Below are 24,783 nucleotides of genomic sequence, written 5' to 3'. Positions count from 1 at the left end.
GCGCATGATACCAGTAATCTTGACTGAGCAAAACATCTCTTTACCCAATTGCTATGGCTTTCTTATAGCTGCCAGGCATATGAAAACTTCATAAAAAGCGTTTTACTGTCTCTCAGAAGATCGTTACTGGCTATCTGAGTTCGATAACGATCCGAATAACCAAGGTAAAACAAGGTAAAAGGATTAACTTTATAAGAATATATCAATTGAGAAGCAAGACGCTCACGATTGGCAGAAGACTTTAAATCCTGGTGTTGCAGCGTTAGACGCACAAAACTATTTTCGTTAATTTGGTAGGCCACCTTTAAATTCGTAATATCTACGGTATACAGCTCAGTCCCGAGACTCTCTAAAGTTTGCGTAATGAACTCTAACTCTGAGTTAACCGCAGCCGATATTTGATAATCGGCACTGACAATAACGGTATCTTCTTCAGCAGGATTAGCATTCGAATAATCTACCGTGTCTCCCCAAATACGCTCAAAAAGCAGATCTAAGCCTGCGACCGGTTGGAACTCAAGCCATGCGTCATAGCGCCGCAAATCAAACGAGGTCTGAGCCTGATTCAAAAGACTTTCATCAATGTATGTCAGATCATTTTGCACTATTTGAAAACCAAACAGTGATTGATAAATTGCACTCGTTTCAATAATTAGCTCATTAAAATCTTCGATTGGTGTCCCATCAATTTCTTCTGATTGAATAACTCCACCGGTAATTCTAAACTTTTTCCACCAGCTACTTTCGTCCTCAGGATAAAAAAAGCGATTAACTTTCAGGCCGTTTCTCGTCCAGTTACCGAAGCTGATAAAACCAGCATCCGCTCGAAAATCTTCGTCAAAGTAATGATGAGTAATATCCCAAGACCAGTCTCTTTGCTGATGAGTGTAGTTAACTGAATAGGCGTTTCCAGAGATACTTGCTGCTTGTGAAGGCATTAAAGCGAGAACCTCTTGCGGATAATCGGTTTCAGAATTCATTACTTGAAAACGAATAAAATCGCTGTCAGAAAACCAGTATTTTCCATCAATGCCTAACATCCAACTATGAAAACCATCCGCCTCTCTGTTGGTAAAGGTTGTTCCTAAATTTCCTCTATCGCCAATATCATAGGAATATCGAAATATCTGACTCGAACTTTGATAGTTTTCTAACCTGACTAAATCAGCACCATACTCGTAAGGGATGAGAAGATTGGTATGTTTGTCTTCAAGTGCCATAAAGGCATAACTGTGACGATCGGATTTTCCAGTCAGCTTCACACCATATTCAGGTTCTTCAAAAATTCGAGTGTATACTAATCGACTCCAACTCCTAAAAAAATCGGCACCATCCTGGAAAAATGGCCGCTTTTCAGTTAAAAACAACGCCGACAAATTATTAACATCCAATTGCAGCGCATCGGCTTCAACCTGGGAGAAGTCGGGGTTAATTGTCGCATTAAGATAAGCTTCCTGACTAATGCCCCACCGGAAGTCTAAGCTTGCCTTATCCTCTGTGGCTACCTCGGTCCAAACTGGCACCGCGGCTTGAACGTCGCGAGCTTCACTTTCTACTAATGTGAGCGAAGGTATTAATGTGATATTAGTAGGCGCTTGCGCATTCTCGAAGCCAACAATTTTGTCGTATTGACAAATTTCACACGAAATATTTCGATCTCTTGGCGCGTTAGAAAACTCATGAATGACATTTCTCGGCCAAATTCTTGAAAAAGAAATCCCCCAACGCTTGAGAGTGTCTGATTCCTCAAACCGCAACGCCTTAAACGGAATTTGGATTTCAATGACGTAACCTGAATCAGTTACTCGGCCCGCGCTATACCAAATTGCATCCCAACTATCATCGGAATTGCCTGATTTTTCATCGATAATACTATCGGCTTGGATACCGAGAGGATTAATCGCAAACTCGAAGGCCCTTCTCGAATCATTAAATGTATCCAATTTAATGATAATGTGATCTGACGCTTGAATTGAGTCTCTATCTGACAAATAGGCTCTGATTTGATCGGCTCGGGTATCGTAAGCTTCGATTCCAATATAGAGGTTTTGGCCATCTTCGAACAAATAAGCAACAGTTTTTTGCGGCGCAACAATATTTTCTGCTGGTTCAACTTCAAACTTCAAATCAAACTGCCTTGCGCTTTTCCAGACACTATCGGTTAATTCGCCATCTAGGGACAGTTCGGCAGTTAACTTCGGAATTTTTACTTCGGTGATCTCAGACTTGTCTTCGGCAGCCTCAATAACGTGTGGTCGACATAGCAATAGACAAACCATAAAACAGCTAAAAAACCGGACAAATCGTTTTCCGCAAATAATATTAGATGGCTCGCTTTCGCCAGTTCGATTACCAGTAGCTAGTGTCATCTTTTAGTTATTGTTCTCTGAAGAGTCTCATCAAGACAGACGCAGGAAAGTTAGCTCAAGTTAGCAAATCCCTAAAAATAATCAACCCATTATTGAGCGAATAATTATTAATTGCTAACTAGTTACGCGTTAACCTCATATGGAGATTTAAAGTTCAAAATCGCCCATTTGAAACGGGAAGTTAATTTTATGATTTCAACACCGATTGTTTGATTAATTAAACCAGCAAAACTGAGAGACTCAATCAAAATCATCCTTGCATCATTAAAAACTCAGTTATTTTATTCATATCTAAATCAAACTCATCCGCTCTAACCCCCTGAGCGATTTGTTGGTTTTTATCTTCAGCCAAATCAATATCTTTCGCTTCAATGAATGTATTTTGCTGTAAACTAAAAAATGCTCTTACAAGCGGCTTGACGGGATTTTCTTGATTGACCTTTTCAACTATTGCTAATTTATTTGACGTCAACCTGACCAAAGAACCAACCGGGTAAACACCCATGCATTTTATAAACTGGTCGACTAACTCAGCATCCAGCTCACCGCGAGTCGCGATTTCCCTTAACACTTTGAATGCTCTTATCTGTGGGATTCCTTTTTTATAGACCCGTTCGGCGCTTAGCGCATCGTAAATGTCACAAATTGCAATCATTCTCGAGTACTTTGATAACTGCTCAGCTCGTTTTCCCTTTGGATAGCCATTACCATTGAGTTTCTCATGATGATTTGCCACCACCTCTCGGCTCAGTTCGCTCAGTCCCTGTGTCTCATTGACAATGTTTGCGGAATGAACCACATGGGATTTAATAATTTCAAACTCGGCTTCCGTTAATTTTCCAGGTTTATTCAAGATCGGCATGGGGACATTAATCTTACCCACATCATGCAGAAAGGCCCCCACCGCTAAATCACTTATCGTCTGCACGTCAAACCCGAGATACTTTGCAAAAATCGTCATGATGACCGAAACAGAAATCGAATGTTCTAATAGGTACTCATCCTTGTGACGAATATTGATCACGCAACTTAACGCATCGGAGTTCTCAAAGATACTTTCTATTGTTTTGTCGGTCATCTCAACGACACTAGCCGCATCGATTGGCCTTCCCTGCTTTATATCATCAAGCACTTTCGCTTGTACGGATTTGGCTTCACTGAATAGTTCTTTGGCCTGAAAAAAATTCTCTACGAGTACCTCACGTTGGAACGCCGTCTGATTAGATTTAGCCGATTTATTCTGTTGTTGCGAAACGTTAGATTCTGGATGAGTTTCCGGTTGATTGTCTGCGAGAGATTCTTCTTTCGCTTGTTTCTCACGGTTATTTTTTTCTTCGGAAAACTGACGAGAAGTGTCAATGGCGACCCGCTTAACGCCTTGATGAATCAGCTCTTCAATTGCATGAAAGTCGCGCACAAAACCCGCACTTTTGAGTTTGTAATTTCCCTTTTGTTTGATGATTTTAACAACAAACGAACCGACGACTAACTGGGAGATATCTTTTTCAACTATCATTGTTTCAATTCAGAAACCCTAAAATTTTTCGGATACCTGAATTTGAGCTATCTTCACTGTAAGACCAACTTAAATACTCGAATGCGCTGCAAAATGGGTACAGCGCACAACTGCTAAGGCTTTACATAAACGACTGCTAGTTTTTTCAAATCAGGTGAAATAGCCAATCTGGAGATTTGGCTTAATCCTAATTTAGACAAGTTTTCTATATTTTTCCAACTGGGTTGGTGGATAGATGAATAAAACAGTTGTCCATCTTTGCTCGAAATGATGGTACTTTCATCGTACCAAACATAATCTTGAGTGTCTTCCGGCAATAACAAGTACTCAGTCATGCTTTTATCATCGAAATCATAGACTTTGAGCATCTGCCTATTGTTTTTAGCTACCGTATAACTAATGGCATTTTTACCCGGTACTTTATGCATGCTTCGACCAATGTCTTTATCGATGATAGTTGAAGATTGCGAACCAAAATGACTGATATGTAACTCGTGAGGCTCACCCAGAACAAACATCGCTATATTTTGTTCACTCCAGGCGTGATAGCCTACGGGCTTGATGGCTCCGAATACCATTGAAAACTCGCCAGTTTTATCCAACTTCCATAATCGTTGGGTTCCATCTGCTTCAACTCTTACGGTGGACAAGCTTGTTTGTTCAAAAGGGATAACTGTCGGAGAATATTCACTTAATTCGGTTTTAGCATAAACTGAAGTCTTTCCGGATTTTGCATCCCACTTCCAAATGTCAGCGTTAGTTCCTTGAATATGGGTAAAAAAAAGATCTTTTCCATTGGCTGCAAAAAACGGCTGGTTATCATAGTGCGGACTGGAAGCAACTTGCTGAAAACTATCAACCGAAAAACCTTGCTCATTTTTGCTCAGCTCAAAAAGGACGATGTCATGGTTCGGTTGCTCGGCAGCAGTCAGCGATAAGGAGAAAAACAAAGCGTAAATGAAAGTAGATAGGTCTCGTGCGGATTGGCAATAAGGGCGTTTTTTAAGATTCAAACTAATTTCCTTTGTACATGATAGATATTAATCCAGTCACCGGCCTTTTTACTGCCGATACCTTTGGTTAAGCGACTCTTGCGAGGATAGAATACAAACTCGCTCGACTCTTGCTCGGCATAATGCTTTACTTTTTCGGAAACAATTATTTCGCCACCATCAGCCATCGATTCCAATCTTGCTGCCATACTAACTGCACTACCCTCTAAATCAGATTGATCAGTAACCTCATTGTGAACGACCGATACCTGACCTAAATCAATACCAATTCTCAACTCAAATTCAGCAGCCATTAGCACTTCTCTTATCATGCAAGCGCATTCGACGGCGGTTCTTGCGCTCCTGAAAGTTGCTCGTAAAGAATCACCTTCCATATTGGGGTAGCTTGCTTTCCATCGTTCTAACACTGGCTTTAAGAGACCACGGAACAAAGAAAGTTTCTCTGAAACTACCCCCTCATTCCACTGGGTAAAACCTTTCAAGTCGATAAACAAGACACAAAAATTCCTGACCTGATCCATTTCATGTTCGGCAGCAAGCTCGAGAAGTCGAGGCCAAAACTGATCCTTAATACCAGCAATGGCTTCCTTAAACCTTTTTTGTAAGTGACGATCCGAACGCAGCGCAAGTTGCGCATTTTGGATACGATTCGCTTCTTCTTTTAATGAGTTTTCAAGATCATCTAACGCATAGCTACCGGCTTCATCAACAACGAGCTGCACCAGCGCTCCGCCCGCAATATCTTTAACACTCTTTAATCTTAAAGCAACTCCCCAGTGACAGGCTTGCAGATGGTCAATTAGAATCGGTAAAGTTGTAATTTCATTGGCTGTCAAACGGAAGTCGTACTTTAGCTCAATAACCAGTGACTCCGCATAAATTCGCTCAAATTCATGCGGTTTATATTCGGTCTTAACAGTCGAGTCTCGGTCCCAAAAGGCGAGATCACATTTGATACCTCGAATATCCCAACCTATTGTTTCAGCATTGAATAAACTCGCATTACTGATATCTGATTTGGCGAGATAGGTGCCCGTTAAATCAGTGTCTCTTAAATCACAACCTCGTAAGATAGCCTGTTCTAAATTGAGACGAGACAAATTCATGCCCGATAAATCGACACCACTTAAATTAGCCGATTTAAATTGAGCGCCTGTGAGAGTTGCACCTTGAATCAAAGATTCTGATAAATTCGCACCGTTAAAAATGGTGTCTTCTAAGTTTGCCCCGCGCAAGTCGACCCTTTTCAAGCTGGCTCGAGATAAATTTTTTCCAGATAAATTTTGTTTCCTAAGATCGCACAAATCGAGCGTTATGCCAATCAAATTAAAACTCTGTAAATCTAAATCTTTCAAGTCGCAGTTAATGACAGAGGTATCATTGAGCACTGCAGTCAAAAGGTTGACTCGATCGAAGTTACACTTTTTAAACTCGGCGTGAGACAGGTTAGCCGCTATCATTTTTGCATCAGCAAAATCACATGCATGAAAACTCGAGTGACCAAAATTGGTCGATATAAGATTGGCTGATTTAAAATAGCAACAATCAAAGTAACAACCAATAAAGTGAACATTAGAAAAGTCTAATTGCGAGAAATCAAGATCACGAAACTCCATCGATTCGATGATGATTTCATTGTTTCCGTGGGAATCTTTCCAGCGTTGCCAATTTTCTGGTTTGATAAAAAAATTAGGATCGCTTAACACTTCATTCATAAGTATTTCCATGAGAATAGGTCGCCCTTACTGGGTTGACCCATTATTACTCTAGCTACTTTGTTTTTTATAATCTTAGTTGTTAACTGGTCTAACCGTTGGCAGCCTAATTGATGCCGCTGACACGGTTTAACACTTGTTTAATATTTATCATTTAAACCAAACAAATTAGGGTTTGATTCAGCGTTATTCTCAGTTTGGCTAGCTTGCTACAGCACTTGTGTCGACCTTGCTATAGTGATTTCGGCCGCTGAAGCAACCCCCTATTCTATCCCGCAAGGCCAAGCCAGTCAAAATAGAGGTGAATATTCAACACAATTCGATGACAGGAATTAAACACCTGGCGGTCTTCCTTTTAAATAATATCCTAGCTATTATTCGCACCAATATTGAATAGGAGATTACAACTATGTCCCATGAATTTGAGAAATTCAGAGAAAAGCGCCTCAAAGGCAACGCCAAGCTGCTTGAGACCGACAACTTACTGACCAAGCGTTTCGTCTCTCTCGATAAACAAGCCTATAAAGACGGTGCGCTTCCTGCAGATACCAAAGAGCTTCTTGGATTAGTCGCTTCGATGGTACTACGCTGCAATGACTGTATTGACTATCACTTAGAGACCAGCGTCAAGATGGGTTTCAATAAAGAACAGATCGACGAAGCAATTGGTATTGCGATGTTAGTTGGCGGATCGATTGTTATCCCTCATGCGAGACATGCGGCAGAAAGTTTAGAATTCCTATTTGAAGAGGCAAAATCATCGCTTTAAATCCGCTGGGTTGGCATTGATCGAGACTATTTATTTAAAAATGGTCTCCCTCAACTCAGCAATTTGATCTCGATACTGAGCGGCTTTTTCAAACTCTAGATTCTTAGCGGCTTCTAGCATGAGCTTTTCTAATTTTGCAATTGACTCGCCCGCATGAGAAGCCGTATCGACGAGATATTCTTTGGTTTCTTCGGCAACTCTTTTACGCTTAGCTTTAGTTTGCTTGCTATCGGTGGTGCCAGTTTGCATGACATCAGCGATTTCTTTCACTACACCTTTCGGTTTAATACCATGCTCGACATTAAAAGCATGTTGAATCTCACGTCGCCTGTTAGTCTCGCCAATCGCACGCTCCATTGAACCCGTCATCCTGTCGGCATATAAAATCGCTTTCCCCCGCAAGTTCCTAGCTGCTCGACCGATAGTTTGAATGAGTGACCTTTCCGACCTTAAAAAGCCCTCCTTGTCCGCATCTAGTATCGCAACGAGTGAGACTTCAGGCATATCGAGCCCCTCTCTCAACAAATTAATTCCGACTAAAACGTCAAATGCCCCTTTGCGGAGATCTTGAATAATTTCCATACGTTCCACGGTGTCGATATCAGAATGCAAATACCGCACCCTGGCTCCGTGTTCATTTAAATATTCAGTAAGATCTTCAGCCATTCGCTTTGTCAGGGTTGTAACCAAAACTCGTTCATCAATTTTCGCTCGTTGAGTGACTTCCGATAACAGATCGTCAACTTGAGTAGCGACTGGCCGAACTTCGACTTCAGGATCAAGTAACCCAGTCGGTCTAACCACTTGCTCGACAATTTCACCAGAGTGCTCTTTTTCATAGTCTGCAGGCGTCGCTGACACGAAAATCGTTTGCGGCGCTAAGCGCTCGAATTCATCAAATTTTAGTGGCCGGTTATCTAAAGCAGAAGGCAAACGAAAACCATACTCCACTAACGTTTCTTTCCGTGAGCGATCGCCTTTGTACATCGCGCCAATTTGAGAAACCATAACGTGCGACTCATCAATGACCAGCAGCGCATCGCTTGGTAAATAATCGAATAACGTCGGTGGATGCTCACCCGGTTTACGACCAGATAAAAATCGCGAATAGTTTTCAATTCCTGAACAATACCCAAGCTCTCGCATCATCTCTAAATCAAACTTAACTCGTTGATCAAGTCGCTGGTATTCAACGAGTTTATTCGCTTTTTGCAGTTGTTCGAGACGTTCAGCAAACTCTATTTTGATTTCCTCAATGGCATCCAAAAGCGTTTGACGAGCAGTTACATAATGACTTTTTGGATAAATGGTTACTCGCGAAAGTTTTTTTAGAACCTCTCCGGTTAAAGGGTCGAAGCTCGCTAAACTATCCACTTCATCGTCAAAGAGTTCGATTCGTATTGCATGACGCTCAGATTCTGCAGGAAATATATCGATGACATCGCCGCGGACTCGGTAAGTCGCTCGTTGCAATTCAGTATCATTTCGGGTGAATTGCAGTTCCGCGAGTTTGCTTAAAATTTGCCTTTGATTTGTCTCATCACCTGGTTTTAGGTGCATCACCATACTATGGAATTGTTTGGGATCGCCGAGACCATATATTGCTGACACTGATGCAACAATTATACTGTCGCGCCTTTCTAGTAGGGCCCTCGTTGCAGAAAGACGCATTTGCTCGATGTGATCATTAATTGAAGCATCTTTTTCAATAAATGTATCACTACTCGGTACATAAGCTTCTGGTTGATAATAGTCGTAATAGGAAACGAAATACTCAACAGCGTTATTGGGGAAAAAAGCTTTCATTTCACCATATAACTGCGCAGCCAGGGTCTTATTAGGCGCCAAAATAATCGTTGGCCTTTGAATTTGTTGAATAACATTAGCAACAGTAAAAGTTTTACCTGAGCCAGTAACCCCTAAAAGAGTTTGATGACTTAAACCATCTTCAAGACCTTCAATCAATTTAGCAATCGCGTTAGGTTGATCACCCGCAGGTTTAAATTTTGATTGAATATCAAACATGTCGCTCATAAAAAGCTAACCCGTTAACCAGTGGAGGGACAATATCTTATTTTATGCTGAGGATGAACGCCAGAGTTTACCGCAAATGAATGAAGCGATCGTCTCGTTAAGTTAGTCAAATTATTACACTTACCGGCACCTACGACCCTCGCTAAACCTTGATAAGATGACATTGCTACTTTTTGAGGTTTGATTTTGCAACGGGCGCAGATCGATTCAATACGATAGATAATCGGTTTAACGGCTAAAAAAGCACCATATTTGTCATGATTCGCGCATTATTTAAACGAATTTTGACTCCAAATTAAAAGATTTCAATTTTTTTAAAATTCACAGTTGACCGGCTATGAATTCTTCTTTATTATTGCGCTCGCTCTCAAGGAGAGCACTGTTCCCCCTTAGCTCAGTTGGTTAGAGCGACGGACTGTTAATCCGCAGGTCCCCCGTTCGAGTCGGGGAGGGGGAGCCAAATTAAGAAAGGCCGCTGATAGCGGCCTTTTTTGTTTTTACTGTTTTCGCGTTGACGGAGCAAAATGACGACTCTATCAGTAATTCCTATTCCTACTTAAACCGCCTCACCCTGCAAACGAGCTTTATTTCAAGTAAACAGGGCTTGATTACCACGATTAAAATCGATAGCTTAGATGGATCCCGAAACTATCAGCAGTAACGATTTCTTCACAATTTGATATACACGGTAAGGTTTGATCAACAACTGCGTTACCGCCAACGGCATAGTAGGTAGAGACGCTCTCAAAATCATAAGTCATTTGAGTCAACTTAACCCCCATCGACAAGTTTTTATTGATTAAGTAATCATATCGAAGAACGATTCCTTCTGCGTCATCAAAGGTATAAGTGGAAACGTGGCGAAATTGATTAACCGCAGACTCCTTAAACCGACCTTTCGGGGAAAGGTGTAATTCAGCGCCCAGTCCTACTCTGTGTCGACCCATGTTGTAGAAAGGTATCAACTCAACCGTCGTTCTCGAGTAGGAAAAACTACCCTCTCCCCCGCTACCGTCAAGTAGATCACCATAAACCTCATCGAACTGAGTTCCCAATGAGGTCATTAGTGTAAAGTCTCCGGACAATGGTATTTCAGCACCAAACGCTAGTTTATATAGCCCACCGGCTTCGACCGAATCGCTAAACACAGGATCAAGATTTGATGGAAGGCCTTGCCAGGCTCCCACAACCGATAAATCAATGCCTTGGACATATCCGTTAGTTTGGCGCACAAATAGTGGTAGCGGTGCCGTGGAATCGCCACCACCCTGGGCACCAACCTCGAAAAAGAAGCGCAATTTCTGCTTGAACCCTAATTTAAAACGCTCAGCGGCATCTTGCTTCTCTTCTTCTTGAGATGAAGCGACGGGAGATAAAAGCAAGCTGGCCAATACTAATGTAGAAATTAATTTAATTTTCACGCTTATCCTTTTGCTTTTGTTAGTAAATTTATTCTATTCTATTGCCAAATGACTTGTTTGTCATATCAATTTTGTGCGCAGAATCGTTACCTAGCTCTCAGAACGGGTATTTGATATGACATTAACCGCAGCGAATACGCGCTTATGCCTATGTTTAACACGAAGAAAGTCGCTAATTTTTATCGCGAATTTCGGCTTACTATATGGTTACTTTTACCAAGCTTAGTCATCCAAATATTTGCAGGTGACTGGCATGAGTGGCTCAGATACCAGCAGCTAGAGGTTACTCAAGGCCAGTGGTGGAGACTGATAACGGCAAATTTTTGTCATAGCAACTGGTATCACTTTGGCTTAAATATGCTCGGATTAGTAATGATTGATTACTTTTATCAGCCAGTGATTAACCACCGGTGGCGTTTTTGGCTCATGTGGTTTTGCTTACTCCTCAACGTAATCCTGCTTCACTGGTTAGTTGATCTCAGCTGGTATGTTGGTATGTCTGGCGCATTACACGGTTACTTGATAGGTGGCGCACTAATTACCTATTTTCAATACAAAATCATCAATTCGTTAATTATCGTGATAGTTACCGGGAAGTTGTTTTTGGAAATGGTTTGGGATATTAACTTTACTGCAAGTGAGTTGATTGAAGCGAATGTGGTCGAAGAGTCACACTTGTTTGGCGCGTTAAGTGCCGTGTTCTTTTATGGTTTATTTCGGGGTTATCAGTATTTTTCTGGACATCCAATCTCGTATTCGCCAGATTCCCCCCCTGCAAATCCAAACGCCTATCACTCAGATATCGAAGAAAAACCAGGGCCGCATTCGTAAGCTCATTCAGCGTCGAAGACTAATCAACAAGAGTGCTGCAACCGTTAAAGCAAATTGAAACTAACCCAACCAAAAAAAAGGGCCTGACGAGCCCTTTCATTTAGCGATTAAGAAAATGACTTAAATTGCCATGCGACCATGGTTTTTCGCAATCGTATTAACACCAATGCCTTTGACATTGGCTAGCTCTTCAATTGATTTAAATTTGCCGTTAGCTTTTCGATATTCAACAATCGCATTCGCTTTTTTGATTCCCACACCGGTAAGGGCTTCAGCCAGTTCTTTTGCACCCGCTGTGTTCAAATTTACTTTCAAATGCTTAGCGATCATCGATGACTTTTGGATCGGCTTGGAACTCGCAGATTTTGCTATAGTTGATTGGCTAAAGCCGACCAATCCAAGTATTAAAGTCACCACCAGAATCATGTTCTTCATTTGTCTCTCCTTGAGTAAATTTCCCTGAGTGATTCGAGTGGGTGCACTTTAACCCAAACGCATGATAGAAACTAGTCGATTGCAATACTTTCAGAAATATCGCACAAAGTTTTGAGCGGATTGGCGGCTTGAGTAATCGGACGACCGATAACTAAGTAAGAAGCCCCAGCTTCTAGTGCTCTTTTTGGCGTCATAACCCTTGATTGATCGCCCACATCAGCGCCAATGGGTCTGATTCCCGGTGTGACCAGCAGAAACTTGTCATCTATGCCTGATAACTTTGTCGCTTCTTGTGCCGAACAAACGACACCATCTAAACCGGCTGAATGAGCGAGCTTCGCTAACGCATAAACTTGCGAGTCAATGTCACGTTGAAAGCCTAGCTTGGAGAATTGTGCTTCGTCCATACTGGTTAGTACCGTTACCCCAATGAGTAAAGGCCGGTTTTCACCATATGGTTGCAAAGCCTCTCGCGCAGCTTGCATCATTTTATCGCCACCCGACGCATGGACATTAACCATCCATACGCCAAGCTCTGCGGCGGCGGCAACGGCTTTTGCGACGGTTGTCGGGATATCATGAAACTTTAGGTCTAAAAAGACTTTAAAACCTTTCTCGACGAGATATTTGACCCACTCAGGGCCAAACAATGTGAACATTTCCTTGCCTACTTTTAATTTGCACAGCTCAGGATCAAGTTGCTCGACGAGCGCTTTTGCATCTTGAAGATCATTAAAATCTAACGCGACGATGATTTTACTGTCACTTTTTGGTTGCAAACTGGCCAAGAGTTTACTCTCCTTCTATACCTTGAATCGGTTTAACACTTCCCCAGTTCTTACAGCTAGGACATTGCCAAAATAATGTTTTCGAGTCGAAACCACATAAGTTGCAGTGATAGACCGGCTTGTTTTTGAGTAATTTTGAAACGACTTCTTGCAACATTAATAGGCTAGGACGTGCCGTCTCATTAGCATGCTTTATATGCAATTCAATAAGCTTTAACAAGCCTTTTATTGATGGGTGGACGGCTAGTTGTTCTGCGATATATTCACCTGCAGCTCGGTCACCATGCTGCTTCTTTATCTCTTCGGCATAAGTCAAAATGATTGAAACGCCACCGCCTTGAGAAATCGCTTGTTCCAAAAACTGGATTAGGCCTTTCCTGTCATTGAGCTGCAGAAAGCTACTGGTAATTTTGTTAATCGCCTCGGGTAAAATTTCAACATCTTGTTTGATTAATCCGCGATAGGCCTTAATCGCTTGTTTGTAACGACCGAGAGCATACTCAATGTCTCCGTTAATGAGTGTGGCTCTGGAACAGTTTGGGTCGACTTGAAGCGCTTTTTTAACAAATCCTAAAGCGTCTTTTGGAAGCTGCATGTAAAGCTTATTTTCTGCAAGCTCACAATAAAAATGCGCAATCTCAGTTTTAAGGCTGGAAGATGCATTGACTTGGAGCTTTTCGGAAACCTTGATGGCTTTTTCCCAATCTTTAGTCTGTTGGTAAATGAGCAACAGCTGCTTAAGGCTCGCTTGCTTGTGGTTTTGATCGTTGACTAGCTCTTTAAAAATGTTTTCAGCTCTATCGAGCAAACCAGCGGCCATATAGTCGTAGCCAAGTTCGAGCAATGCCATTTTTCGATAAACGGTCGAAAGCGACGTTCTCGCTATAATATTTTGATGGCAGCCAATTGCTCTATCAACTTCGCCTCGCCGGCGATAGAGTTTACTTACAGCCATAAACAACTCAACAGCCTCTGGATCGTCTTCTAAAAGGCCAACAAATGTGTCTATTGCCTTATCGTCTTCTTCGTTTAATAAATAGTTAATTCCGGTGAAATACTTTTTAGACAATCCGACATGACTTGATGCCGCATTACTGTTTGAGCGCTGACTTCCTTTTCGATAGCCGAAGTACCAAGCTAATGGGAGTAAAAAAGCGAAAATTGTGAGTAATTCATACATAGAAAGACTCTGGCCCTGAGATTAATAGTCGTCCTTAATCGGCAAAGATCTTAAGCTATTCAACTCTTTCTCTTGCCGGTCTAATTTACTTCTTATATTGCGAAGTTGAAGTTTTGCTTTGAGCAAACTTCCAATCACTGAGGCTATACCTATTCCAAAGCCACACACGAAACAAAATATCATTACCCAGTGCAGTCTCCACTCAACCTGTCCACTAAAGTAATTAATTTCCACTGGACCGTCGTTTTGTGAAAAAAACCACGCCGAGCCAATCACGACCGACAGAGAGACTATTATTATTAGAAAATTTCTCAAATCCGTTCCTCTTTTTTAAGGGGCTCTATTGTATCCCAGTACAATGTTGATGGTCGATACTCAATTGGGTTTTCTGCAGATACAAAAAAAGCATATCGTTGATATGCTTTTTACAATTGCTTTTGAAAGGGTCAGTTATTCAGGATTAACGCTCTCATTGACTCGCTCTCGCAACTCTTTACCTGGCTTGAAATGGGGTACATATTTCCCTTCAAGTTGTACTGATTGACCAGTCTTAGGATTGCGACCAACTCGAGGCGCTCGGTAGTGCAAGGAGAAACTACCAAAACCACGAATTTCTATCCTTTCGCCTTTTGCTAGTGATTGAGCCATGTGCTCGATAATACTTTTAACAACAAGTTCCACGTCTTTTAGTGAGAGTTGAGTTTGACGAGCAGCTAATCGTTCGATAAGTTCGGATTTTGTCATCAATCCTTTCCTTTAGTTATTTAAGACCGTTGTTCTATAACTAATACAATAGACAATTATTATGTAAAAAGCAAAAAAAAATGCCCAAAATCAATGGATTAAGGGCATTTTTTAAAGAAGTTTTGTGACTAATTAGTCGCGATCCATTTGCTCTTTCAATAGATCACCTAATGTAGCCGGCGCTGACTCATCGCCATCTTTACTGAATTCAGCAATTGCTTCAGCTTCTTCTTGCTTATGCTTAGCTTTGATAGACAATGTAATCACACGATTCTTCTTGTCAACCGCAGTAAACTTAGCTTCAACAGCATCGCCTTCTTTAAAGTGCTTGGCAGCATCATCAACTCGCTCATCGCTGATTTCAGAAGCACGCAAGTAACCTTCAACATTTTCAGCTAGGTTAACTTTAACGCCACGAGCATCAACTTCGATAACGGTACCATTAACAATAGTCCCTTTTGCATGATCAGCTAAGTACTGCGCAAACGGATCTGAGTCGATCTGCTTGATACCAAGAGAGATACGCTCTCTTTCCGCATCAACAGAAAGAACAACCGCTTCAACTTCATCACCTTTGTTGAATTCGCGTACTGCTTCTTCACCAGTTGCAGTCCATGAAATATCAGACAAGTGAACAAGACCGTCGATACCACCGTCAAGACCGATGAAGATACCAAAGTCAGTGATTGACTTGATCTTACCAGTAACACGATCATTCTTGTTGAACTTGCTCGCGAACTCAGTCCATGGGTTTGGCACACATTGCTTAAGACCAAGAGAAATACGTCGGCGTTCTTCGTCAATATCAAGTACCATAACTTCAACTTCGTCACCCAAATTAACGACTTTACTTGGGTGGATGTTTTTGTTTGTCCAATCCATTTCAGAAACGTGAACAAGACCTTCAACGCCTTCTTCAATTTCAACGAAACAACCGTAGTCGGTTAAGTTCGTTACACGACCGAATAAACGCGCACCTTCTGGGTAGCGACGGTTTAATTCTGCCCATGGATCTTCACCTAATTGCTTCATACCTAATGAAACACGTGAGCGCTCACGGTCATACTTAAGTACTTTAACATCGATTTCGTCACCAACTTGAACGACTTCTGAAGGATGCTTAACACGCTTCCAAGCCATATCAGTGATGTGAAGAAGACCGTCTACACCGCCCAAATCAACGAATGCACCGTAGTCTGTAAGGTTCTTAACGATACCTTTAACTTGAGCACCTTCTTCAAGACGAGCTAGCAACTCATCTCTTTCCGCTGAACTTTCAGCTTCGATTACGCTGCGACGAGAAACAACGACATTGTTGCGCTTCTGGTCTAATTTGATAACTTTAAACTCAAGGTCTTTACCTTCAAGATGAGTCGTATCGCGGACAGGACGCACGTCAACCAAAGAACCTGGTAAGAACGCACGAACATTTTTAACTTCAACAGTGAAACCACCTTTAACTTTACCGGTAATAATTCCGATAACTGTTTCATTCGCTTCACAAGCTTTCTCAAGCTCCAACCAAGTCTCAAAACGCTTGGCTTTTTCACGAGACAACTGAGTTGCACCGTAACCATCTTCAATTGCGTCTAGGGCGACATCGATTTCATCACCGATATTAACTTCTACTTCACCGTGCTCATTCAAAAATTGAGACACAGGAATAACGCCTTCAGACTTAAGACCGGCATTTACAGTGACAGTCTCGCTATCAATTGCAACCACAGTACCTTTAACAATGGCACCAGGGCGCATTTCTAGTTCATTTAAACTTTGTTCAAATAATTCTGCGAAATTTTCGCTCATCTTGTTTACCTAAAATTACGTAATCGAAAAGATTACGCCTGGGTTTAAAACTCCGCTTAACACTCCAGTTAACACGGGATTATTAGTCAATGGGTCGCCAATCCGTTAGCAATCCAGATTTAAAGTCATCAATGGGAAGCAAAATATGATTTGGATTCCCTCACCGAGATTGGCGAGGAAGGACAGTTTACAGTGTCGGACCTAGCGCAATTGCGGCAGCTTTTCTACAACAAAATCAATCACTTGGGCCATGACCTGGTCAATAGTCAAATTTGAGCTATCAACGACAAAAGCGCCCTCCGCAGGAACCAACGGTGCCACGGAACGCGTTCGGTCACGCTCATCGCGTGCTTTGATGCTGTCTAAAAGCGCGCGCATATTAGCACTAACCCCCTTACTTTTCAACTGATTATAGCGTCTTTCGGCACGACATTCGGCGCTCGCAGTAAGGAAGATTTTTGCCGGCGCTTCAGGAAAAACAATTGTCCCCATATCCCGTCCATCGGCGACCAGTCCAGGTTCACGATAAAAATCTCTTTGGCGCGCTAACAGCGCATCTCGGACCGAGGGAATTATCGCGACTTGCGAAGCAGCTTGACCGGCTTCATCGGTTCGAATATCTAATCCGACATTCTCTCCCTCAAACACTGGCTCAATTTCGCCGCTCTTTTCATTCAACACAAATTGAATATCCATATTTCTTGCGAGCTGAGTGATTTGTTCTTGCTGGTCTAGCGGTATGCCGTGTCTCTGAGCGGCAATTCCCAGCACTCGATACAAAGCGCCGCTATCGAGAATATGCCAGCCGAGTTTTTCAGCAACCATCAACGTAATAGTGCCTTTCCCCGATCCGGAAGGGCCATCGATAGTAATCAAGTTTTTGGTCAAAAGAATTTCCTTATGATTGAGAACTTATCGTACCTGACAGACTGGTTAAGCGTATTTGCGCTTAAAGTCAGCCATAAATTCAATTAACGCATCCACACCCTCGAGTGGCATCGAGTTGTATAAGCTCGCTCTCATGCCGCCGACACTTCTATGCCCTTTGAGCCCAACAAGATTAGCCGCTTGGGCTTTTTCCAAAAACAGCCCATCCAATCCGTTGTCAGCTAATATAAAAGGTATGTTCATTCTCGAGCGGTTTTTAATCGCTATGGGATTAGAATAAAAGTCATCTGCATCGATATAACTGTAGAGCTTCTCAGCTCTGGCAATTGCCCGCTGCTCCATTTCGGCAACTCCGCCCTGCTCTAACAACCATTCAAAAACTAAACTGGCTAAATACCAAGTATAGGTTGGAGGCGTATTGATCATCGAGCCTTGTTTGGCTTGCTCTTGATAATTAAACACGCGTGGGACTTGGCTGAAATTCATTTGCTCGAAAAAGGCTTTTTTGACGATCACAATTGTCATGCCTGCAGGACCGATATTCTTTTGCGCCCCCGCATAGATCATCGCGTAATCATTTACATCGATATTCTCAGACAATATACAAGAAGACATATCTGCAATAACCGGACTGTTCGCTGGTAATTTACCACCAATACGAATGCCTTCAATCGTTTCATTGGGAGTATAATGTGTATAAGCAGGGTTATCAGAGCGACTCCAGCTGCCACTATCGGTCACAAACCGGCGGCCTTCAGAGTCAGTCGCTACAATCTCGATCTCATTAACATTACCGTATCTGCGTGCTTCTTTAGCGGCCTTGCCGGACCACATTCCGTTTGATAAGTACTCTGCTTCATTCGTTGCGTTGAGTAAACTCATCGGAATATTCGAAAACTGCAGAGTTGCTCCGCCATGGAGGAACAAAATCGCATAATCGTCGCTAATGTTAAGTAGCTTTCTCAAATTGGCTTCAGCAGTTGTCGCTAACGCTTGATACTCGGCTGAACGATGGCTGATTTCCATCACAGAAATCCCAAGGTTGCGCCAATTTAGCAACTCCTGCTGAGCTTTTTCCATAACAGCTTTGGGCAGAGCCGCAGGCCCTGCACAAAAATTATAAGTTGGATTAGTCATCTTGAGAGTCGTCTTTCTCTTCAGATTCGTCAGTGTTTTGTGGACTCACTTCAGCAGAAGCTTGCGCATTTTCCTCATGAGCCTCCCCTTCAATGACACGGGATTTTTCAGCGTCTTCAAGCTCGTCATCTTCCTTAGTCAACTCGTCAATACGTTGCAATCCGACCAAACAATCACCATCCTGTAAACGGATTAAACGGACGCCTTGAGTGTTTCGACCCATGGTTCTAATTTCATCAACGCGAGTTCTAACGAGGGTGCCACCTTTACTGATTAGCATGATCTCATCGCCGTCAGCGACTCGAACCGCGCTTATCGCTTTACCATTTCTTTCACTTAGGGTAATCGAGATAACCCCCTGACCACCACGTCCTCGCACTGGATGCTCTGTCATACAGGTACGTTTACCATAACCATTTTCGGTCACAGTCAATATCTGGCTATCATTGTCAGCTCTAACGAGTGCAATGACTTTTTGGTCATCAGGAATTCTCATTCCGCGTACGCCACGAGCGGTACGTCCCATTTGACGCACATTTTCTTCATGGAATCGAATGACCTTACCGCCGTCACTAAACAGCATTAAATGATCTTCACCTTTAGTGACAACCGTTCCGATCAATTCATCACCTTCATCTAATCTCAAGGCAATGATGCCAGACGAACGAGGCCGCGAGAACTGCTCAAGCGAGGTCTTTTTAACCGTACCATTAGCGGTCGCCATGAAGACATATTGGTCCTCTGCGTACTCTTTAACCTGTAAAATACTGGTTATTTTCTCGCCTTCTTCTAATGGTAAGATATTAACGATGGGCTTACCGCGTGATCCGCGGCTAGCGAGCGGTAACTCGAAAGTCCGTAACCAATAGACCTTGCCATGGCTAGAGAAACATAAAATGGTCGCGTGGGTCGAGACGACTAATAGCTTGGCGATAAAATCTTCTTCTTTCATCTTGGTTGCCGACTTACCCTTACCGCCTCTTCGCTGCGCTTCGTAAAGCGAAAGCGGCTGGTACTTCACATAACCCTCGTGAGAAAGTGTTACGACCACGTCTTCTTCTGGAATTAAATCTTCAACTAACAGATCGGCAGAGCTATTGGTAATTTCCGTGCGACGCTCATCACCGAACTCTTCTTTGACCTGAATTAACTCATCACGAATCACTTCCATTAAACGTTCAGTGCTACCTAAAATCGCCAACAATTCACTAATCAACGCGATTAGGTCTTTGTAATCGTTAATGATTTTCTCGTGCTCTAGACCCGTTAACTTGTGCAGTCTCAAATCTAAAATGGCTTGCGCTTGCGCCGGTGACAGATGGTATATGCCATCAACAAGGCCATATTTAGCTTCCAAATCTTCAGGGCGGCATGCATCAGCACCTGAACGCTCTAACATCGCAAGTACCGACTCAGCAACCCAGCCTTTGGCCATCAACGCAACTTTTGCCTCTGCCGGTGTTGGCGCCTTTTTGATTAATTCAATGATTTCATCGATATTCGCGAGAGCGATTGATAGACCTTCCAATACATGGGCCTTCTCGCGCGCTTTTCTCAAATCGAAAACGGTGCGACGAGTGACGACCTCACGACGGTGGCGAATAAATGCCTCAAGCATTTCCTTCAGATTAAATAGCTTCGGCTGGCCATTCTCCAACGCAACCATATTGATGCCGAACACCGTTTGCATTTGAGATTGTGAATAAAGGTTATTCATAATCACATCGGAATTTTCACCACGGCGAAGTTCTATCACCATGCGCATGCCGTCTTTGTCCGATTCGTCACGAAGTCCCGTAATGCCCTCAACTTTCTTTTCTTTCACTAACTCAGCTATTTTTTCGATTAAGCGGGCTTTATTGACCTGGTACGGAAGTTCGGTAACGACAATACTTTCCTTGCCATTCTTTTCATCAGTTTCAATGTGGTGGCGTGCACGAATGTAGATTCTGCCTCGGCCTGTTTGATAGGCTTGAATGATACCGGCCCTGCCGTTGATTACCCCTTGTGTTGGGAAGTCAGGTCCTGGAATGTGCTCCATTAAACCAGCAACATCGATATCTGGCTCATCCATAACTGCCAAACAGCCATCGATAACTTCATTGAGGTTATGTGGCGCAATATTGGTTGCCATTCCAACAGCAATACCTGCAGAGCCGTTGACTAGAAGTGCCGGAATACGCGTCGGCAAAACTGTCGGTTCCGTCTCGCTGCCGTCATAGTTCTCAGCCCAATCAACGGTTTCTTTGTCTAAATCAGACAATAACTGGTGAGCCATTTTGTCCATGCGGACTTCGGTATATCGCATCGCCGCCGGAGAATCACCATCAACCGAACCAAAGTTTCCTTGGCCATCGACCAGCATATAACGGAGAGAGAATGGTTGCGCCATTCGAACGATTGTGTCGTAAACGGCCGTGTCGCCGTGGGGGTGATATTTACCGATAACATCACCAACAACACGGGCAGACTTTTTGTAGGGTTTGTTGTAGTCATTACCCAGCTCATTCATCGCATACAAAACGCGACGATGAACAGGCTTTAAACCGTCCCTTACGTCCGGTAAAGCTCGACCCACGATAACACTCATGGCGTAATCGAGATAAGAGACTTTTAATTCATCTTCGATGTTAATTGGAAGGACTTCTTTTGCAAACTCACCCATAAACGACCATCATTCTTTATCTTGTTGAAATTTAAAGGATTTTTATAAAAGTTCTTGGACTTTATTGTTGTTCAAAAAACGCCCAAATCGATTTTACTCAGGGCGTTAAATTTAGCGGCTAAGTTTATCACAAACAGCCGCATTTGGGGTGAGTTTATTTGCTATAAATGCAAGAAATGACAGAAAACGAAAACCGGGAAATCCGCACTCAAAAAACTGGTTATTTTTCGACCGCTCGCTCGTTAATTTACTCGCTAGATTGATAATTTACAACGCGGTTTCTGCCCCGCCGTTTTGCAAGATACATGGCTTCGTCAGCGTTGGCCGTTAAGTCTTTGAGTAAGTAACCTGTTGAAGCACTGTCGGCGACACCAAAACTTGCGGTAATCTTTCCTTGCATACCGAGTGTCGAGGTATCGATACTCTCAATTTTAGCGCGACAGTCTTCCGCTATCTTCAAAGCTTGCTCCAATTCACAGCCAGGGAGCAACATAGCGAACTCTTCTCCGCCTACCCTACCAAAGATATCAACTTTTCTAACGCACGCCTTACAAGCCTCTGCAGCCAGTTTAAGCACCTCATCACCGATGGGGTGACCATAGGTATCGTTAATCTTTTTAAAATTATCTAAATCAAATAAGACCAAACTCGCTGTTCGGTTCGTTTTCGAATAATAATTAAGAATAGCCTCAGAATTTTGATTAAAATATGCTCGGTTACTAACTCCAGTCAAACTGTCAAATTCAGCCAGATAGCGTAATTTCTGTTGGGAGCGCTTCACATAAAACACCCACATAAATAAAATAGATACACTGACAACGAGCAGAATAATAATCCATCTATTGTATAAAGCCGACTCCTCAGACAATTCTTTTTCTAACTGAAGAATTCGGTTTTGATTGTTAAGTATTTTTATTTGATTATCTTTTTCAACTGCACGGTGTTTCGAAAACTCTATCGCGATTTGTTTTGCTTTGGCCTGCTCAAACAATTTTTCTTTTGCCCTGATGTACTTGTCCTGATAATACACTGCTTTCTCGAACTCATTTTTTTCCATTGCATGTAGTGCAATTATCTCGAACGCTTCAACCAAACGTTCAATATAGTCATTTGCCACCGGGCTATCGGCAACGACGCGTGCAAATTGCTTGGCTTTCTTGAGGTCGCCTATATTCTGGTAGGCTTTCGCTAACGCGATGTTTATCTCAAAAGTTAAAAAGGGGTAATTAAACCCCATCGACTCTTCGTAATGCCTCTCTAGAAGCTTAATAGTTGTCTCCGACTCTTTCTTGTAATTATAAAACGCGCCAAAATAACTTCTCATTACATTTGCTATGATTGGCTCATTAACGTCAAGACATGATTGAATGCCCGAAGTAAAATCAGATTCTTTGAGCTCTGACTTCCGAGTGACCAAGTCCGCACGAAGCTTGAGGCCCAATGTCATACATAAATTTCTTCCGCTGACCTCTTCGTCAATTAGCCTTCCTACAAAGATTTGAGTCATCTCATATTGTTCTAATTCGTTATAGAAAAATGAAGCTCCGATTAGACCGAGATGTCTTGTTGATACATCCTCTATTGATTCGAAATTATTATTTATGGTGTCCAAATAATCAAAACCACTCTGCCAGTCTTTTCTGAGCGAAAATAAATTTACCAAGGAGACGCTTGCTTTATATCGTAAATTAACATTTTGAGAGTTTCGTTCAACGTGCTTGTACAAGCCGATCGCTTTCGCTACATCACCTTTATACGAGGATTGGTAAGCGCTAAGAAACAAGTATCTGTACTTCTGATCTATCGTAAGTTGATCAAATTTGGAGTTTATTGAGTACAGAAGCTCGTCAAACCGAACACTGTCCGATGACTTAACATTCTCGGCTAGTTGGAGCTGAGCGTCCACAGCCTCCAGTTCAAGCTGTTTAGAACTCACTAGAAAAGGAATATAGAAAAAACTCATACAAAGTATGAGTTTTTTGTACCCTTTATTCGCCTTCACTTCTGAATTTCTTTGCTATCTATAGCATTGCAATACGAGAGGTTTTTTCATCATTTTGAGAGTCATCCTCTTCCGAATCATCATCATCTTCTTCTTCGTCCGGCTCAGCAGGTATCAATATACATACAATTTTATGTCGAGCATCCATTAACATTTTTAGCGCCGCAGGATCCTCATTTAGGATTGCTTTTTTGGTTTCCTCATCAAACTCTTCATTGTTGAGAATTGATTCAAAGTCTACTTTATCCAGTCGTAGTGCTGAACTTTCACCCAGCTCTTCAAGGAACCTTATTACTTTATTCATTTTTATCGTCCTAAAATAGTTTCTCTCGAACGGTAATAATACTAGATAATTACGTAAAAACAATCATTTAGAGTGAATTCTTTTAAGTTTTTCGATTATTTTGATGTTCCTTTTCATTTTGGATAATGGAGGAACGACCAATGTCGTATAATCATTTAGCTTGACATCGACTAACGAGGAAAGTGGTATCACATCGATTCGTGGTTCTCCTATTGGTAAAGTCATGGCTTCATACAAGGTTACTTTATGATTTTCAGGATATATTTTATAAAGTTCTTCCAATAAAACTTGCCTACATTGCGAACTCGTGGCTTCGCAACCAAAACTCAAATCGCCCACCAATGCAATTTGCCATAAAATTAAGGTAGCTGAAGGATCTATCATTCGATCATAAAATAAGAATTGACTAGCTTCGAATTGCTGACACCCGTATTTTCCTGGATCAAGACCGAGATCAGCTATTAAACAGTCTTCTGCCGATATGCCTGGCTCCATAATTGCTTTGCCCCCTTTCGCTCGAATTCGCTTGACGATTTCATGGGGGGCATAAGCAAAAACTCCAGGGTGCCCATAGAAGATTCCACAAACTCTTTTACCCGCAAATACTTCACTCAAAACAACTTCTATCATTTCCCGGTAAGTGTCCTTACGAGATTTATTACTAGCATAATAGCTTTGTAGACTTCTGACATTAGGATGCAACTCTTTTATCCACAACTCTACGAGAGAATCAGACGCAGCGAGGAAGCAGACGTCTGCGTTTAAGATATGATCTTTCGCTGCAGGTGTTATGTGGGCGCCCAACATCATCCCAATACCGACACTTGCATAGCTACCAATTTGGTTCATCGTAATATTATTTCCAGTTAACATGTTTTATGTTGACGAGCTATTTAAACCAGTAGAACTCGCCAATCCTAGTATTATCAGACTCTTATTTTGTAAAATCGAAGACACGACTAATAGTAAGTCAATATGAGATTGTAATTGAAGTTTCGAAAAGCAAAACAAAATTTTGCCATTTCTTGCCATACTCCATGTAGTATTATTTCATCCAGGATTAGGAGGTTATGGCTATTTTCCAAACTCCTTGGATATTAAAAAGCCAAACGAAGTACTGCCTAAAAGTTTATCTTCTATCACTAGTACGCTAATGCCTGCCACTT

General features: G+C 42.1%; 20 protein-coding genes and 1 tRNA gene. 3 read left to right on the top strand and 18 right to left on the bottom strand.

The window, feature by feature from the left end; all coding sequences use genetic code 11:
- Nucleotides 1-62: 62 nt before the first annotated feature.
- The 4 genes from FLL45_RS02790 to FLL45_RS02775 form a co-directional block, all read right to left on the bottom strand.
- Nucleotides 63-2,369 (bottom strand): carbohydrate binding family 9 domain-containing protein, encoded by a 2,307-nt coding sequence (locus FLL45_RS02790; RefSeq protein WP_142888256.1) that lies wholly within the window; start codon nucleotides 2,367-2,369, stop codon nucleotides 63-65.
- 250 nt (nucleotides 2,370-2,619) lie between these two features.
- Nucleotides 2,620-3,885 (bottom strand): cyclic di-GMP phosphodiesterase, encoded by a 1,266-nt coding sequence (locus FLL45_RS02785; RefSeq protein WP_142888255.1) that lies wholly within the window; start codon nucleotides 3,883-3,885, stop codon nucleotides 2,620-2,622.
- Nucleotides 3,886-3,998: 113 nt separating this feature from the next.
- Nucleotides 3,999-4,898, bottom strand: a complete 900-nt coding sequence (locus FLL45_RS02780) for a TolB-like translocation protein (protein WP_142888254.1) — start codon at nucleotides 4,896-4,898, stop codon at nucleotides 3,999-4,001.
- A complete protein-coding gene (locus tag FLL45_RS02775; RefSeq protein ID WP_185964297.1) occupies nucleotides 4,895-6,613 on the bottom strand; it encodes a pentapeptide repeat-containing protein in 1,719 nt (572 codons plus the stop codon). Before FLL45_RS02775 ends, FLL45_RS02780 begins: the two co-directional genes overlap by 4 nt.
- A gap of 409 nt (nucleotides 6,614-7,022) precedes the next feature.
- Between FLL45_RS02775 and FLL45_RS02770 the strand changes: the two genes are divergently transcribed.
- Nucleotides 7,023-7,382 carry a carboxymuconolactone decarboxylase family protein gene (locus FLL45_RS02770; RefSeq protein ID WP_142888252.1) on the top strand — a complete coding sequence of 120 codons (360 nt, stop codon included), beginning with the start codon at nucleotides 7,023-7,025 and terminating at the stop codon, nucleotides 7,380-7,382.
- Between the two features lie 30 nt (nucleotides 7,383-7,412).
- On the opposite strand, the gene uvrB is transcribed toward FLL45_RS02770, so the two are convergent.
- The gene (gene uvrB, locus FLL45_RS02765) at nucleotides 7,413-9,416 is read right to left on the bottom strand and encodes an excinuclease ABC subunit UvrB (protein WP_142888251.1); all 2,004 of its coding nucleotides are present in this window, start codon (nucleotides 9,414-9,416) and stop codon (nucleotides 7,413-7,415) included.
- Between the two features lie 383 nt (nucleotides 9,417-9,799).
- Between uvrB and FLL45_RS02760 the strand changes: the two genes are divergently transcribed.
- Nucleotides 9,800-9,876, top strand: a tRNA-Asn gene (locus FLL45_RS02760).
- 157 nt (nucleotides 9,877-10,033) lie between these two features.
- Here FLL45_RS02760 and FLL45_RS02755 read toward each other — a convergent pair.
- Entirely contained in the window at nucleotides 10,034-10,837 is an 804-nt protein-coding gene (locus FLL45_RS02755) for a hypothetical protein (RefSeq protein WP_142888250.1), read from the bottom strand.
- 150 nt (nucleotides 10,838-10,987) lie between these two features.
- Here FLL45_RS02755 and rrtA point away from each other — a divergent pair, with 150 nt between their 5' ends.
- Nucleotides 10,988-11,668, top strand: coding sequence for a rhombosortase (gene rrtA / locus FLL45_RS02750; protein WP_185964296.1), 681 nt, complete (start codon nucleotides 10,988-10,990; stop codon nucleotides 11,666-11,668).
- A 120-nt stretch (nucleotides 11,669-11,788) separates the two neighbouring features.
- Here rrtA and FLL45_RS02745 read toward each other — a convergent pair whose 3' ends face one another.
- The 12 genes from FLL45_RS02745 to FLL45_RS02690 all read right to left on the bottom strand — a co-directional run bounded on the left by FLL45_RS02745 (nucleotide 11,789) and on the right by FLL45_RS02690 (nucleotide 24,466).
- Complete coding sequence (locus FLL45_RS02745; protein ID WP_142888248.1) at nucleotides 11,789-12,103, bottom strand: ComEA family DNA-binding protein; 315 nt, start codon at nucleotides 12,101-12,103, stop codon at nucleotides 11,789-11,791.
- Nucleotides 12,104-12,174: 71 nt separating this feature from the next.
- A complete protein-coding gene (gene pyrF / locus FLL45_RS02740; RefSeq protein ID WP_281282183.1) occupies nucleotides 12,175-12,891 on the bottom strand; it encodes an orotidine-5'-phosphate decarboxylase in 717 nt (238 codons plus the stop codon).
- A gap of 4 nt (nucleotides 12,892-12,895) precedes the next feature.
- Nucleotides 12,896-14,071: a lipopolysaccharide assembly protein LapB gene (lapB, locus tag FLL45_RS02735; protein ID WP_142888247.1), complete on the bottom strand. Its 1,176-nt coding sequence runs from the start codon at nucleotides 14,069-14,071 to the stop codon at nucleotides 12,896-12,898.
- 21 nt (nucleotides 14,072-14,092) lie between these two features.
- A complete protein-coding gene (locus tag FLL45_RS23200; RefSeq protein WP_425456671.1) occupies nucleotides 14,093-14,347 on the bottom strand; it encodes a lipopolysaccharide assembly protein LapA domain-containing protein in 255 nt (84 codons plus the stop codon).
- Between the two features lie 174 nt (nucleotides 14,348-14,521).
- Complete coding sequence (gene ihfB / locus FLL45_RS02725) at nucleotides 14,522-14,815, bottom strand: integration host factor subunit beta (RefSeq protein ID WP_142888245.1); 294 nt, start codon at nucleotides 14,813-14,815, stop codon at nucleotides 14,522-14,524.
- A gap of 132 nt (nucleotides 14,816-14,947) precedes the next feature.
- Nucleotides 14,948-16,621: a 30S ribosomal protein S1 gene (gene rpsA / locus FLL45_RS02720; RefSeq protein WP_142888244.1), complete on the bottom strand. Its 1,674-nt coding sequence runs from the start codon at nucleotides 16,619-16,621 to the stop codon at nucleotides 14,948-14,950.
- A 201-nt stretch (nucleotides 16,622-16,822) separates the two neighbouring features.
- Nucleotides 16,823-17,509 (bottom strand): (d)CMP kinase, encoded by a 687-nt coding sequence (gene cmk, locus FLL45_RS02715; RefSeq protein ID WP_281282182.1) that lies wholly within the window; start codon nucleotides 17,507-17,509, stop codon nucleotides 16,823-16,825.
- 45 nt (nucleotides 17,510-17,554) lie between these two features.
- Complete coding sequence (serC, locus tag FLL45_RS02710) at nucleotides 17,555-18,646, bottom strand: 3-phosphoserine/phosphohydroxythreonine transaminase (RefSeq protein WP_142888242.1); 1,092 nt, start codon at nucleotides 18,644-18,646, stop codon at nucleotides 17,555-17,557.
- The gene (gene gyrA, locus FLL45_RS02705; protein ID WP_142888241.1) at nucleotides 18,639-21,311 is read right to left on the bottom strand and encodes a DNA gyrase subunit A; all 2,673 of its coding nucleotides are present in this window, start codon (nucleotides 21,309-21,311) and stop codon (nucleotides 18,639-18,641) included. The genes serC and gyrA overlap by 8 nt, the downstream gene beginning before the upstream one ends.
- Nucleotides 21,312-21,558: 247 nt before the next feature.
- Entirely contained in the window at nucleotides 21,559-23,313 is a 1,755-nt protein-coding gene (locus tag FLL45_RS02700; RefSeq protein ID WP_142888240.1) for a GGDEF domain-containing protein, read from the bottom strand.
- 19 nt (nucleotides 23,314-23,332) lie between these two features.
- Nucleotides 23,333-23,617: a hypothetical protein gene (locus tag FLL45_RS02695; protein ID WP_142888239.1), complete on the bottom strand. Its 285-nt coding sequence runs from the start codon at nucleotides 23,615-23,617 to the stop codon at nucleotides 23,333-23,335.
- A 63-nt stretch (nucleotides 23,618-23,680) separates the two neighbouring features.
- Nucleotides 23,681-24,466, bottom strand: coding sequence for an SAM-dependent methyltransferase (locus FLL45_RS02690; RefSeq protein ID WP_210247097.1), 786 nt, complete (start codon nucleotides 24,464-24,466; stop codon nucleotides 23,681-23,683).
- Nucleotides 24,467-24,783: the final 317 nt, after the last annotated feature.

Origin of the sequence: Aliikangiella marina (assembly GCF_007004765.1) — a bacterium.
Lineage (GTDB): Bacteria > Pseudomonadota > Gammaproteobacteria > Enterobacterales > Kangiellaceae > Aliikangiella > Aliikangiella marina.
This window is presented reverse-complemented; position numbering and strand designations above follow the sequence as displayed.

What these genes read in the sequence shown, in the direction of transcription:
- FLL45_RS02790 (WP_142888256.1), bottom strand. Translation starts at nt 2,369, where the DNA reads ATGACACTAGCTACTGGTAATCGAACTGGCGAAAGCGAGCCATCTAAT.
- FLL45_RS02785 (WP_142888255.1), bottom strand. Translation starts at nt 3,885, where the DNA reads ATGATAGTTGAAAAAGATATCTCCCAGTTAGTCGTCGGTTCGTTTGTT.
- FLL45_RS02775 (WP_185964297.1), bottom strand. Translation starts at nt 6,613, where the DNA reads ATGAATGAAGTGTTAAGCGATCCTAATTTTTTTATCAAACCAGAAAAT.
- FLL45_RS02770 (WP_142888252.1), top strand. Translation starts at nt 7,023, where the DNA reads ATGTCCCATGAATTTGAGAAATTCAGAGAAAAGCGCCTCAAAGGCAAC.
- uvrB (WP_142888251.1), bottom strand. Translation starts at nt 9,416, where the DNA reads ATGAGCGACATGTTTGATATTCAATCAAAATTTAAACCTGCGGGTGAT.
- rrtA (WP_185964296.1), top strand. Translation starts at nt 10,988, where the DNA reads ATGTTTAACACGAAGAAAGTCGCTAATTTTTATCGCGAATTTCGGCTT.
- FLL45_RS02745 (WP_142888248.1), bottom strand. Translation starts at nt 12,103, where the DNA reads ATGAAGAACATGATTCTGGTGGTGACTTTAATACTTGGATTGGTCGGC.
- lapB (WP_142888247.1), bottom strand. Translation starts at nt 14,071, where the DNA reads ATGTATGAATTACTCACAATTTTCGCTTTTTTACTCCCATTAGCTTGG.
- ihfB (WP_142888245.1), bottom strand. Translation starts at nt 14,815, where the DNA reads ATGACAAAATCCGAACTTATCGAACGATTAGCTGCTCGTCAAACTCAA.
- rpsA (WP_142888244.1), bottom strand. Translation starts at nt 16,621, where the DNA reads ATGAGCGAAAATTTCGCAGAATTATTTGAACAAAGTTTAAATGAACTA.
- serC (WP_142888242.1), bottom strand. Translation starts at nt 18,646, where the DNA reads ATGACTAATCCAACTTATAATTTTTGTGCAGGGCCTGCGGCTCTGCCC.
- gyrA (WP_142888241.1), bottom strand. Translation starts at nt 21,311, where the DNA reads ATGGGTGAGTTTGCAAAAGAAGTCCTTCCAATTAACATCGAAGATGAA.
- FLL45_RS02695 (WP_142888239.1), bottom strand. Translation starts at nt 23,617, where the DNA reads ATGAATAAAGTAATAAGGTTCCTTGAAGAGCTGGGTGAAAGTTCAGCA.
- FLL45_RS02690 (WP_210247097.1), bottom strand. Translation starts at nt 24,466, where the DNA reads ATGAACCAAATTGGTAGCTATGCAAGTGTCGGTATTGGGATGATGTTG.